Source organism: Pseudoxanthomonas sp. SGNA-20 (genome assembly GCF_003931635.1).
GTDB lineage: Bacteria > Pseudomonadota > Gammaproteobacteria > Xanthomonadales > Xanthomonadaceae > Pseudoxanthomonas.
This window is the reverse complement of record NZ_RRYK01000005.1, coordinates 34,937-46,875: the sequence shown is the minus strand read 5'-3', so window position 1 is coordinate 46,875 and position 11,939 is coordinate 34,937. Positions and strand designations below refer to the sequence as shown.

At 71.0% G+C, this 11,939-nt stretch carries 11 protein-coding genes; 4 read left to right on the top strand and 7 right to left on the bottom strand.

The features are described 5' to 3' along the window. Positions 1 to 51: 51 nt before the first annotated feature. Positions 52 to 426 carry an EF-hand domain-containing protein gene (locus tag EIM48_RS10225; protein ID WP_125077184.1) on the bottom strand — a complete coding sequence of 125 codons (375 nt, stop codon included), beginning with the start codon at positions 424 to 426 and terminating at the stop codon, positions 52 to 54. Continuing rightward, positions 426 to 1,625, bottom strand: a complete 1,200-nt coding sequence (locus EIM48_RS10220) for a fatty acid desaturase (RefSeq protein WP_019397165.1) — start codon at positions 1,623 to 1,625, stop codon at positions 426 to 428. The genes EIM48_RS10225 and EIM48_RS10220 overlap by 1 nt, the downstream gene beginning before the upstream one ends. 136 nt (positions 1,626 to 1,761) lie before the next feature. Between EIM48_RS10220 and EIM48_RS10215 the strand changes: the two genes are divergently transcribed. The 3 genes from EIM48_RS10215 to EIM48_RS10205 all read left to right on the top strand — a co-directional run bounded on the left by EIM48_RS10215 (position 1,762) and on the right by EIM48_RS10205 (position 5,202). After that, positions 1,762 to 2,601, top strand: a complete 840-nt coding sequence (locus tag EIM48_RS10215) for an ATP-binding cassette domain-containing protein (protein WP_019397164.1) — start codon at positions 1,762 to 1,764, stop codon at positions 2,599 to 2,601. A gap of 4 nt (positions 2,602 to 2,605) precedes the next feature. Then, entirely contained in the window at positions 2,606 to 3,421 is an 816-nt protein-coding gene (gene mutM, locus EIM48_RS10210) for a bifunctional DNA-formamidopyrimidine glycosylase/DNA-(apurinic or apyrimidinic site) lyase (RefSeq protein WP_125111587.1), read from the top strand. 191 nt (positions 3,422 to 3,612) lie between these two features. After that, complete coding sequence (locus EIM48_RS10205; RefSeq protein WP_019397162.1) at positions 3,613 to 5,202, top strand: glucan biosynthesis protein D; 1,590 nt, start codon at positions 3,613 to 3,615, stop codon at positions 5,200 to 5,202. Between the two features lie 15 nt (positions 5,203 to 5,217). Here EIM48_RS10205 and EIM48_RS10200 read toward each other — a convergent pair whose 3' ends face one another. Beyond that, positions 5,218 to 5,589 carry a hypothetical protein gene (locus EIM48_RS10200; protein WP_233581675.1) on the bottom strand — a complete coding sequence of 124 codons (372 nt, stop codon included), beginning with the start codon at positions 5,587 to 5,589 and terminating at the stop codon, positions 5,218 to 5,220. Positions 5,590 to 5,797: 208 nt separating this feature from the next. After that, positions 5,798 to 6,418, bottom strand: coding sequence for a thymidine kinase (locus EIM48_RS10195; RefSeq protein ID WP_019397160.1), 621 nt, complete (start codon positions 6,416 to 6,418; stop codon positions 5,798 to 5,800). 156 nt (positions 6,419 to 6,574) lie between these two features. Between EIM48_RS10195 and EIM48_RS10190 the strand changes: the two genes are divergently transcribed. Next, positions 6,575 to 8,548, top strand: coding sequence for a UvrD-helicase domain-containing protein (locus EIM48_RS10190; RefSeq protein ID WP_026010370.1), 1,974 nt, complete (start codon positions 6,575 to 6,577; stop codon positions 8,546 to 8,548). Between the two features lie 21 nt (positions 8,549 to 8,569). Here the strand turns inward: EIM48_RS10190 and EIM48_RS10185 are convergent, their stop codons facing one another. The 3 genes from EIM48_RS10185 to EIM48_RS10175 are packed head-to-tail and all read right to left on the bottom strand — an operon-like array spanning position 8,570 to position 11,925. Further along, complete coding sequence (locus tag EIM48_RS10185; protein ID WP_028915240.1) at positions 8,570 to 9,400, bottom strand: aldose epimerase; 831 nt, start codon at positions 9,398 to 9,400, stop codon at positions 8,570 to 8,572. Further along, on the bottom strand, positions 9,390 to 10,409 hold the full coding sequence (locus EIM48_RS10180; protein WP_125108967.1) for a glycoside hydrolase family 43 protein: 1,020 nt from the start codon (positions 10,407 to 10,409) through the stop codon (positions 9,390 to 9,392). Before EIM48_RS10180 ends, EIM48_RS10185 begins: the two co-directional genes overlap by 11 nt. Before the next feature lie 34 nt (positions 10,410 to 10,443). Then, positions 10,444 to 11,925: an MFS transporter gene (locus EIM48_RS10175; RefSeq protein WP_125111585.1), complete on the bottom strand. Its 1,482-nt coding sequence runs from the start codon at positions 11,923 to 11,925 to the stop codon at positions 10,444 to 10,446. Positions 11,926 to 11,939 lie beyond the last annotated feature (14 nt).

Here is an 11,939-nt window from a genome sequence, read left to right as displayed (position 1 = left end):
AAAGAGGGCGTGGGGTGGAGGGCCCGTGCCGCTTTGGGCGGTAGAGGGGGGTCAGCGCGGCGGCGCGGCCAGCTCGCGTGCGTCGAGGTAGCCGTCGCCGTTGGCATCCTGGCGCGCGAAGCGCTCGGCCAGGCGGCGGCGGTGTTCCTCCAGGCTGATCGGCCGGCCCTTGCCGCCGGGCTGCTCGGCCGGGGAGAGCACGCCGTCGCCGTCGCGGTCCATGCGCTCGAAGGCATAGCCCATCCAGGCCACGTACTCCTCCTGCGAGACCCGGCCGTCGCCATCGCTGTCCATGCGCGCCAGGTACTCGGAGGTACGCTCGACCTGGGCGCCGGCCGCGCCGGCGAAGGCCAGCAGCGCCCATGGCAACAGGCCCGGGCGGGTACGCCCGGGCCTGCGGCAGGCAAGGCGCGACGGGCGCTGCATCAATGCGCCAGGGCGTAGCCCTTCAGCCGCATCGAATACTCCTGCAGCGCGCGGATGCCGGAGGCCTCGGCCTCCTGGCACCAGGCCTGCAGCTGGCGCAGGCGCTCGGCGGCGTCGTTGCTGCGCGCTTCCAGCACCTCGGCCAGGCGCGCGCGGTATTCGACCAGGGCCTTGATCCGCGGGCGCTGCTGCACCCACTGCTGCAGCTGCTCGCGGGCGTCGGGCTTGAGCCAGCGGCCATCGTCGACCAGGCCGCGACGCATGCGCCGCGGCAGCAGCTCGCGCATGCGCGCGCCGGCGGCGGCGGCTTCCTCGCGCAGGGCCGGCATCAGCACGTTGCGGCGGTAGTCGGTCATGGCCTGGAAGCGGTGCGACAGCAGCGCGCGCAGGGTCTCGGTGTCCGGCACGGCGATGTTGGGGCGGATGTCCAGGCTCGGCGCGACGCGCAGCACCTTGGCCAGGCCCAGCTTCTCCAGGCCCTTGATCGCGGCCCAGCCGATGTCGAATTCCCAGCGGCGCATCGAGAAGCGCGCCGAGGACGGGAAGGCGTGGTGGTTGTTGTGCAGCTCCTCGCCGCCGATCCAGAACGCCCACGGGGTGAGGTTGGTCGAGGTGTCGGAGGATTCGAAGTTGCGATAGCCCCACCAGTGGCCCAGGCCGTTGACCACGCCGGCGGCCCAGAACGGGATCCAGGCCATCTGGATCGCCCACATGGCGATGCCCGGCAGGCCGAACAGGGTGAAGTTCACCAGCAGCAGCAGGGTCGGGCCGAGGTTGGCGTGCGGGGTGTACAGGTGGCGCTCGATCCAGTCGTCCGGCGCGCCCTTGCCGTACTGCTCGATGCTGGCGCGGTCACGGCGGGCCTCGCGGTACAGCTCCACGCCCTCCCAGAACACCTTGCCGATGCCGCGGGTCTGCGGGCTGTGCGGGTCTTCCTCGGTCTCGACCTTGGCGTGGTGCTTGCGATGGATGGCCACCCACTCGCGGGTGATCATCGAGGTGGTCAGCCAGGTCCAGAAGCGGAAGAAATGGGCGATGGCGGGATGGAAGTCCACGCCGCGGTGGGCCTGGCTGCGGTGCAGGTAAAGGGTGACGGAGAAGATCGTCAGCTGGGTGAAGACCAGCAGCACGGCCAGCAGGCCAAGCCAGCCGAGGCCGACAACGCCGGAAGTGAGGAACTGGATAACGGAATCGGACATTGCCGGTGGGACTCGCGGTAGCGGAACGGACCGGACCAGGGTCCGGCCGGGACATGATGGGCCCTCCTCCGGCAAACTTCATCCTGCACCGCACGGTCCGCGTCCTGGCGGCTGCTGCCGTTCAGGAAACATCGACATGTCCGCATCCTCCCCCCTGGCCCAGACCGCCCCCCTGCCGCCGCTGATCGAACTGGACCGCGCCAGCGTGGTGCGCGGCCAGGTGAAGGTCCTCGACAGCCTGTCCCTGCGCATCGACCAGGGCGACCACACCGCCATCCTCGGCCCCAACGGCTGCGGCAAGTCCACCCTGATCAAGCTCATCACCCGCGAGCTGTACCCGCTGGCGCGCGCCGGCGAGGCCCCGGTGCGGGTGCTGGGGCAGGCGCGCTGGCAGGTGGACCGGCTGCGTTCGCAGCTGGGCATCGTCACCGGCGACTTCGGCGCCACCCTGGCCGGCCTGGACGGGCTGAGCGTCGAGGACGCGGTGCTGGGCGGGCTGTTCGCCAGCTTTGCCCTGCCGCCGTTCAGGGAAATCGAGGACCACCAGCGCGAGCGCGCCGCCGAGGCGCTGGAGCGCGCCCATGCCCTGCCCCTGCGCCGCCGCTGCTACGCCGAGCTGTCGGCCGGCGAGCAGCGCCGGGTGCTGATCGCCCGCGCCCTGGTCAACCGCCCGCAGGCCCTGCTGCTGGACGAGCCCAGCACAGCGCTGGACCTGGTCGCCCGCGGCCACCTGCTGGCAAGCCTGCGTGGCCTGGCCCGCGAGGGGGTGACCCTGGTCCTGGTCACCCACCACGTCGAGGAAATCGTGCCGGAGATCGGCCGGGTGGTGCTGATGCAGGGCGGGCGCATCGTCGGCGACGGCGCCCCGGCGGACATGCTGACGGGCGAGCGCCTGTCGCAGGTGTTCGGCGGCCCGGTGCGGGTCTGGCAGGACCACCAGGAGGACGGGGTCCGCTACCTGGCGGCGGCGGGCTGAGGCCATGCCCGAGCTGCCCGAGGTCGAGACCACCCGCCGCGGCCTGGCCCCGCACGTGGAGGGCCGGCGGGTCACCGCGGTGACCCTGCGCCGTCCGGACCTGCGCTGGCCGATCCCGCCGGAGGTCGCCCGCGAGCTGCCCGGGCGCCGCATCGCCGCGGTGCGGCGCCGCGCCAAGTACCTGCTGCTGGATACCGACGCCGGCGACAGCGCCCTGCTGCACCTGGGCATGTCCGGCATGTTGCGCGTGCTGCCGTCCGGAACGCCGGTGAACGTCCACGACCACGTCGACATCGGCCTGGACTCGGGCCGGATACTGCGCTTCACCGATCCGCGCCGCTTCGGCTGCCTGCTGTGGCAGCCGGCCGGCACCGTGCACGAGCTGCTGCAGGGCCTGGGCCCCGAGCCGCTTTCCGGCGACTTCGACGGCGACTGGCTGTATGCGCGCAGCCGCGGCCGCAGCGCGCCGGTGAAGGCGTTCCTGATGGACCAGCGGATCGTGGTGGGCGTGGGCAACATCTACGCCGCCGAGAGCCTGTTCCGCGCCGGCATCTCGCCGCTGCGCGCGGCCGGCAAGGTTTCCCGCGCCCGCTACGTGGCCCTGGCCGACGCGGTGAAGGAGATCCTGGCCCACGCCATCACCCGCGGTGGCACCACCCTGCGCGACTTCCTCAACCCCGACGGCGCGCCCGGCTACTTCGAGCAGGAGCTTTCGGTCTACGGCCGCGGCGGCCTGCCCTGCCCGGCCTGTGGCAGCGTGCTGCGCGAGGCCAGCATCGGCCAGCGCACGAGCGCCTGGTGCCCGCGCTGCCAGCGCTGAAGGCGCGGCCAGCAAGCCCGTGGCGGCAGGCCGCTGCCGGCCGCGGCCAGGGACGCTGCCCGCCTGCCGGCCCGGCCGTGGTCCTGCCGGCCAGCCGGTGTTGCCGTTTGCTGAACAGGGGGAAGCCGCGCCAGCCATGGCCCGCGGCGGGTGCTTAAGATGACGCGCCCCTTCCCACTCCGATCGCGCCCATGCACCGACGCCAGTTCCTGGGCCGCACGGCCGCCATGCTTGCCGCCGCGGGCCTGCCGCTTCCGCTGCTGACCGCCGCGGCCGCGCCGCTGCCGCTCGGCCAGCGCCACCCCTTCGACTACGCCTGGCTCAAGGGCCATGCCCGCGCCCTGGCCGGACGTCCCTACCAGCCGCGCAGCGAGTCGCTGCCACCGTCGGTGGCGGCGCTGGACTGGGACCAGTACCAGTCGATCGGCTTCCGCCAGGACCACGCGCTGTGGGGCGACCTGCCCGGCTCGCGCTTCCAGGCCAAGTTCTTCCACCTGGGCCTGTACTTCAAGCGGCCGGTGCGCATGTTCGAAGTGGCCGGCGGCCAGGCGCAGGAACTGGCCTACGACCCGGGCATGTTCGACTACGGCCGCAGTGGCCTCGACGGCAAGCGCCTGCCGAAGGACCTGGGTTTCGCCGGCTTCCGCCTGAACTCGCCGGACGACGTGCGCCGCGACTGGGCCGCGTTCCTCGGCGCCAGCTATTTCCGCGCGGTTGGCGCGAGCATGCAGTACGGCCTGTCCGCGCGCGGCCTGGCGATCGACACCGGCATGCCGCGCCCGGAGGAATTCCCCGACTTCACCGCATTCTGGCTGGAACGCCCGCAGCCGGGCTCGGAGACCCTGGTGGTCTACGCCCTGCTGGATTCGCCCAGCGTCGCCGGCGCCTACCGCTTCGCGATCACCAGGGGCGAGCCGCTGGTGATGGACGTGGACGCGGCGCTGTACCCGCGCAAGGAGATCGAGCGGCTGGGCATCGCCCCGGCGACCAGCATGTACCAGGTCGGCGAGAACGACCGCCGCATGGGCTGGGACTGGCGCCCGGAGATCCACGACAGCGACGGGCTGGCCATGCACACCGGCAGCGGCGAGTGGATCTGGCGTCCGCTGGGCAACCCCGAGCACCTGCGCTTCAACGCCTTCGCCGACGACAACCCGCGCGGCTTCGGCCTGCTGCAGCGCGACCGCGAGTTCGACCACTACCAGGACGACGGCGTCTTCTACGAGAAGCGCCCGAGCCTGTGGGTGGAACCCAAGCACGGCTGGGGCCGCGGCTCGGTGCAGCTGGTGGAGATCCCCACCGTCGACGAGACCTTCGACAACATCGTCGCGTTCTGGAACCCGGAGGCCAGGCCGCAGCCGGGCCAGGAGCTGCTGTTCGGCTACCGCCTGTTCTGGGGCGCGCACCCGCCGGCGCGGCCGCCGCTGGCCGAATGCGTGGCCACCCGCACCGGCCTGGGCGGGGTGGTCGGCAGGAAACGCGAGTACTTCTCCTGGCGCTTCGCGGTGGACTTCGCCGGCGGCGAGCTGGCGGCACTGGCCACGGCCAACGCCGAGGTCGAGGCGGTGGTGGAGACCAGCCGCGGCCGCCTGGAGACCATCTCCGCCCGCCCGCAGCACGCGATCAAGGGCTACCGCGCCATGTTCGACGTGGTGCCGCCGGACGAGTCCACCACCCAGATCGACATCCGCCTGTACCTGCGGCACAAGGGCCGCGCCCTGACCGAGACCTGGCTGTACCAGTGGAATCCGCCGGCGCCGGCGCAGCGGGTGCTTTACTGAGCCGCCAGGAAGGCGTCACAGACGGGTCGTCAAGACAAACAGGACCACCAGGACAAAGATCACCACGCCGACGATTTCCCACCCCGAGGCGGGGAAATCCTGGTAGGTATGGCCACAGAACGGGCAGATGGAGCGCTTGGGCACCGGGGTCCAGCTGCCGCGGGAATGCAACAGCGGCGGGCCGGTGATGATCCGCGGCACCATGCGCCGCTGGCAGTTGGTGCACACCACCCGGTCGTCTCCGGCGCCGGAGACCGTACGGGAGATGATCCGCACCCCTGCTGCGCGGGGGCCCTTGCGGCCCTCGCGGTGCTCGAATGAAACCGAATCGCCCTTGCCTGGCAGATCGGCACCGGCTACGTCGCGTACGCCGAAGTACCGCTCCACGCCGTCATCGCCATGGATGAAGCCATAGCCCTTGTCGGCGGAAATGCCGGGATGCGAATGCGATTACTGGGGGACCACACCCAGGCGCTCCCGGGTTACGCCTGCGGGGCGAGGCGGATTCTGGCATGGCGCGGCCACCTGGCACTGCGAACCAGGCCACACCCCAAGCGTGGCAGGTCGCAAGTCAGCGCAAGTGCCAGAACGCCCGTTACAGCAGCGGCGCCTGCAGCGGCTCGATCAGGCCTTCGCCGCGCATGACCTTCTTGAACTCCGGGCGGCTGACCGAGACGTAGCGCTCGTTGCCGCCGATCTCCACCTGCGGGCCGTCCTGCACCGCGCGGCCCTGGGCGTCCACGCGCACGTTCATGGTCGCCTTCTTGCCGCTGTGGCAGATGGTCTTGATCTCCTGCAGCTCGTCGGCCCAGGCCAGCAGGTACTGGCTACCCTCGAACAGCTCGCCGCGGAAGTCGGTGCGCAGTCCGTAGCACAGCACCGGGATGTGCAGGCGGTCCACCACCTCGCTCAGCTGCCAGACCTGGGCCCGGGACAGGAACTGGGCCTCGTCCACCAGCACGCAGCCGAGCCGGCCGTGGGCAGCGATGTCCGCCTCCACCAGCCGCTCCAGGTCGGTGTCGCGGTCGAACGGCGTGCCCTCGGCGCGCAGGCCGATGCGCGAGGCCACCACCCCGCCGCGGCCGCCGCGGTCGTCCAGGCGCGGGGTCAGGATCAGCGTGCGCATGCCGCGTTCGCGGTAGTTGTACGCCGACTGCAGCAGCGTGGTGGTCTTCCCGGCGTTCATCGCCGAGTAGTAGAAGTAGAGCTTTGCCATCGGCGGATTTTACGGCCTGCGCGGCCCCGGCACCCAGGCCGGCGCGCGCGGGCGGGCCGGCGCGGCGGCACCCGCCGCCGGGGGCGCGGGGCAACCGGCCGCCGCCCCCGGGCCCGGCACCGGGTAGAATGCCCCGCCCGTTACACCGTTCCTGCCGTGCTCAATCCCCAGCAACGCGCCGCCGTACTGCATGACCAGGGTCCTCTGCTCGTGCTGGCAGGTGCCGGCAGCGGCAAGACCCGCGTCATCGTCGAGAAGATCGCCCACCTGATCGGTTCCGGGCGCTACCCGGCGCGGCGCATCGCGGCCATCACCTTCACCAACAAGTCGGCGAAGGAAATGCGCGAGCGCGTGGCCAAGCGGATCAAGGGCGACGCCGCCGACGGCCTGACCATCTGCACCTTCCACGCCCTGGGCCTGAAGTTCCTGCAGATCGAGCACGAGGCCGCCGGGCTCAAGCGCGGCTTCTCGATCTTCGACGCCGACGACGCCGCCGCCCAGGTCAAGGACCTGATGCCGGGGGCCAAGCCGGACTCGGTCGAGGACGCGCGCAACCTGATCTCGCGGGCCAAGAACGCCGGGCTGTCGCCGGAGCAGGCGCTGGCCATGGCCCGCTCCACCCGCGAGATGGAGGCGGCCAAGCTGTACGCGCGCTACCAGGCGCGGCTGTCCACCTTCAACGCGGTGGACTTCGACGACCTGATCCGGCTGCCGCTGCAGATCCTGGAGAGCAACGAGGAGGTCGTCCGCGCCTGGCGCGAGCGCATCGGCTACCTGCTGGTGGACGAATGCCAGGACACCAACGACGCCCAGTACCGGCTGCTGCGCGCGATCGCCGGCCCGGCCGGCAACTTCACCTGCGTGGGCGACGACGACCAGAGCATCTACGCCTGGCGCGGCGCCAACCCGGAAAACCTGCTGCAGATGGAGAAGGACTATCCGCAGCTGAAGGTGATCAAGCTGGAGCAGAACTACCGCTGCTCCAACCGCGTGCTGCGCGCGGCCAACGCCCTGATCGCGCACAACCCGCACGTGCACCTGAAGAAGCTGTGGAGCGACCAGGCCGACGGCGAGCGCATCCGGGTATGGGAGTGCCGCGACAACGAGCACGAGGCGGAGAAGGTCGCCGGCGAGATCGCGTTCCTGCACGAGGCCAGGCAGGTGCCGTGGAACGAGTTCTGCATCCTGTTCCGCAGCAACCACCAGTCGCGCCCACTGGAAAAGGCGCTGCAGCTGCTGCGCGTGCCCTACCACCTGACCGGCGGCACCGCGTTCCTGGAGCGCCAGGAAGTGAAGGACGCGCTGTCCTGGCTGCGGGTGATCGCCAACCCGGACGACGACGCCGCCTTCCTGCGCGCGGTGCAGTCGCCCAAGCGCGAGGTCGGCGCCACCTCGCTGGCGCGCCTGGCCGAGCTGGCCGCCAGCAAGCACATGCCGCTGTCGCGCGCGGCCCAGGCCATGGGTGCGCTGCAGCAGCTGCCGCCGCGCGCGGCCAACGGCCTGCGCGCGTTCAACGACGCCATCGCCGACCTGCGCGAGCACTCGGCGAAGCTGAGCGCGGCCGACCTGGTGCGGCGCCTGGCCGAGAAGTCCGGCCTGCTGGCCGAGCTGCGCGCGCAGTGCAAGGACGAGGCCTCGTTCGAGCGGCGCAAGGCCAACCTCGAGGAGCTGGCCGAATGGTTCGAGGGCGGCCCGCGCGGCGCCAACGCCGGCGACCTGGCCGCGCAGCTGGCGCTGCTGTCGCGCAACGACAAGGACGACGGCGGCAACCAGGTGCGGCTGATGAGCCTGCACGCGGCCAAGGGCCTGGAGTTCGGCTACGTGTTCATCGTCGGCTGCGAGGACGGCACCCTGCCGCACGACGCCGCGCTGGAGGAAGGCTCGCTGGAGGAGGAGCGGCGCCTGATGTACGTGGGCATCACCCGCGCCAAGCAGCGCCTGTGGCTCAGCTACAGCCGGGAGACCCGGCGCTTCCGCGAGAAGGTGCGGCTCAAGCCCAGCCGTTTCCTCGACGAACTGCCGGCCGAGGAGCTGCAGCGCGACGGCGCCGACCCGGTGGCCGACGCCGAGCGCAAGAAGGAACGCGCCAGCGCGGGTTTCGCCGCGATCCAGGCGCTGCTGGACGACTGAGCCCGGCGGCTGCCGTCGGCCTCAGTCCCACTCCATCCGGTACCAGGCCGAGGCCTGCTGCCCCGGCTGCAGCCGCGGCGCGCCGAGGTTGAAGGCGTCGGCCGGGCCGGTCTGCGGCTCCACGCAGGTCGCATGCGCGGTGCCGTCGTACACCACCCAGTGGTCGCAGTTGGAGGACAGGCGCAGGACCTGGCCGCCCCGGTGCAGCACCACCGGCGCGGTGTTGATGAAGCAGTCGTCCCACGGCGGCGGCGCCGGCGCCACCAGCGGCAGGGTGGCGATGTGGCTCTCGTCGCGCGGGTACATCGCGCTGGGCGCGAACTCCAGCCGCTCCGGCTTGCGGAACCAGGGGTGCCAGCCGAAGGTCAGCGGCATCGCCCGCGCGCCGGCGCTCACCGCCAGCTCCAGCAACAGCGCGCGCGGCTCCAGCACGATGCGCTGGCGGGCATGGCCGCCGAACGGCCAGCGCCCGTCGTGCGGCAACTCCAGCGCCAGTTCCAGCCCGTGCTGCGACTGCGCGACCACCTGCCAGGGCATGACGAAGCCGACGCCGTGGATGGCGTGGCCGCCGAGGTTGCGCGGCAGCTGGTACGCCTGGCCCTCGAACGGGAAACGGCCGTCGCGGACGCGGCCGCACCACGGCACCATCGGGTACGAGCCCCAGGCGATGGCCGCGTCCGAACCGTACTCGCCGTAGCCGACCAGCTGCTCGACGCCGTCCACCCGGATCTGGGCGACGCGGCCGCCGGCCGCCGGCGCCACGTCGATCGAGACGGCGCCGTGGGCGAGGGTCAGCAGTGGGCCGGGGGGCAGCTCGGTGAGCGGCCCCGGGAACGCGGCCTCAGCTGCCATACGGGTGCAGGGTGCGGATGCTGCCGTCGGCCTCGTAGTGCAGCTCGCTGACCTTGATCGAGCGCAGGTGGGTCACGCCGCCGGACAGCACGGAGTCGTGGTAGTACAGCCACCACTTGCCGCCGAACTCCACGATCGAGTGGTGCGTGGTCCAGCCGACCACCGGGGTGAGGATCACGCCGCGGTAGGTGAACGGACCGTACGGATTGTCGGCCGTGGCATAGCACAGCTGGTGGGTGTTGCCGGTGGAGTACGACAGGTAGTACGTGCCGTTGTACTTGTGCATCCACGGGCCTTCGAAGTAGCGGCGCGCGTGGTCGCCGGCCTTCAGCGGCCGGCCGGCCTCGTCGAGGATCACGACCTCGCGCGGGGCCTCGGCGAACTGCTTCATGTCCGCAGACAGGCGCGCCACGCGGGCGCCCAGCGCCGGCTCGTCGTCGCCCGGCTCCTCGTGCGCGGCGTCGTAGCGGTTGTCGCGGTACTTCTGCAGCTGTCCGCCCCACAGGCCGCCGAAGTACATGTAGTACTCGCCGTCGTCGTCGCCGAACACCGCCGGGTCGATCGAATAGCTGCCCTTGATCGCCTCCGGCTCCGGCTTGAACGGGCCCTCCGGGCGGTCGCCGACGGCCACGCCGATCTGGAAGATGCCGTCGGCGCGCTTGGCCGGGAAGTAGAAGTAGTACTTGCCGTCCTTGCAGGCCGCGTCCGGGGCCCACATCTGCTTGGCCGCCCATGGCACGTCCTTCACGTGCAGGGCCACGCCGCAGTCCTCGGCCGGGGCGTCCGGGGAGGCCTGGCGGAAGACGTGGTAGTCCTCCATCTGGAAGTGGCCGCCGTCGTCGTCGAACGCGGCGCCGGTCTCGATGTCGTGCGAGGGATAGATGTACAGCTTGCCCTCGAACACGTGGGCCGAGGGGTCGGCGGTGTAGATGTGGGTCACCAGCGGCTGGGAGATGGCCTTGCCGGCCAGTTCCTTCAGCTCCGCCTCGGTGTATTCGCGGTCGGCCATTTCTCTCTTTCCCTTGTTGCTTGCGGCGGATCGGTCAGGCGGCCTGGGCGACGACGCGGCGTTCGGCCAGTTCGCGCTCGATCAGCGACTCCATCGGCTTGTTGATCTTGTAGAAGAACAGCAGCGCCACCGCCGCCAGGAACGGCAGCGAGCAGTACAGGCTGACCGACAGGCGGATGCCGTCGACGGTTTCCGGGGCCTGCGCCGACAGGTCGGCGTTGTAGCCGTGGTGGGCGAGGATGCCGGCGACCAGCGCGCCGCCCACGCTCAGGCCCACCTTCAGGCCGCACAGGATGGCCGAGAAGATGATCGCGGTGGCGCGGCGGTGGTTCTTCCACTCGGAGTAGTCGGCCACGTCGGCCACCATCGCCCACAGCAGCGGGATGGTGACGCCGTAGAAGAAGCCGTGGCAGATCTGCGCCAGGAACACCAGGCCGATGCGCTGCGGCGGGATCACGTAGAAGGCCAGCATGAACAGCGTGGACAGCAGCAGGAACACGCCGAACACGTCGCGCTTGCCGAAGCGGTCGGCCAGCTTCTTGGAGAAGCCGATGCCGACCACCATCAGGATGATGCCGCCGGCGTTGAACAGGCCGAACGCCGCGGTGGTGGCGTCCTCCGGCAGCTGGAAGCCCGCCAGGCCCATGCCGGTCAGCGCCGAGTTGATCCCGCCCAGCAGGGCGTAGAAGCCGATGCCGTGCAGGAAGCGCGCCATCGACGGCTCGTCGAGGTAGTACTCGAAGTAGTAGACGTAGGTGCCGCCCTTCAGCGCCAGGGTGGTGAACACCAGGATGGTCACCAGCAGCAGGATCAGCCACGGCCGGTTGGCGACCAGGTCGGCCAGGTCCTGGCGCAGCGGGGTCTTCTGCTCCTGCGCCGGCACCACGCGCTCGCGGGTGGTGAGGAAGGTGACCAGGAAGAACACGGTGCCGACCACGGCGAACAGCAGCATGGTGTTCTGGAAGCCCTGCACGCGGTCGCCGTCGCCGAGGATCAGCACCAGCGGCAGCAGCAGCGACTGCACCACCAGCTGCGCGATCATCACCGCCACGAAGCGGTAGGCCGACAGGCTGTTGCGCTGGCCCATGTCGCCGGTGAGCACGCCGCTGAGCGCCGAGTACGGCAGGTTGTTGGCCGCGTACACCAGCACCAGCAGGGTGTAGGTGGTGGCGGCGTAGATCACCTTGCCCTGCGGGCCGAGGTCCGGCGTGGTGAACGCCAGCAGCGAAAGCACGCCGAACGGGATCGCGGTGAACAGGATCCACGGCCGGAACTTGCCCCAGCGGCTGTGGGTGCGGTCGGCCAGCACCGCCACCAGCGGGGTGAACACGAACGCACCGAGCATGCCGACCACGAAGATGATGGTCGCCGCCGTCGCCGCGGGGATGCGGTAGATGTCGGTGTAGAAGAACGCCAGGAACGTCATCAGCGTCTGGAAGATCAGGTTGGCCGCCAGGTCTCCCAGGCTGTAGCCGACCTTCTCGCGTACGGTAAGGATCTCGCTGTGGCTGCTCATGCGTCCCCGGCTCG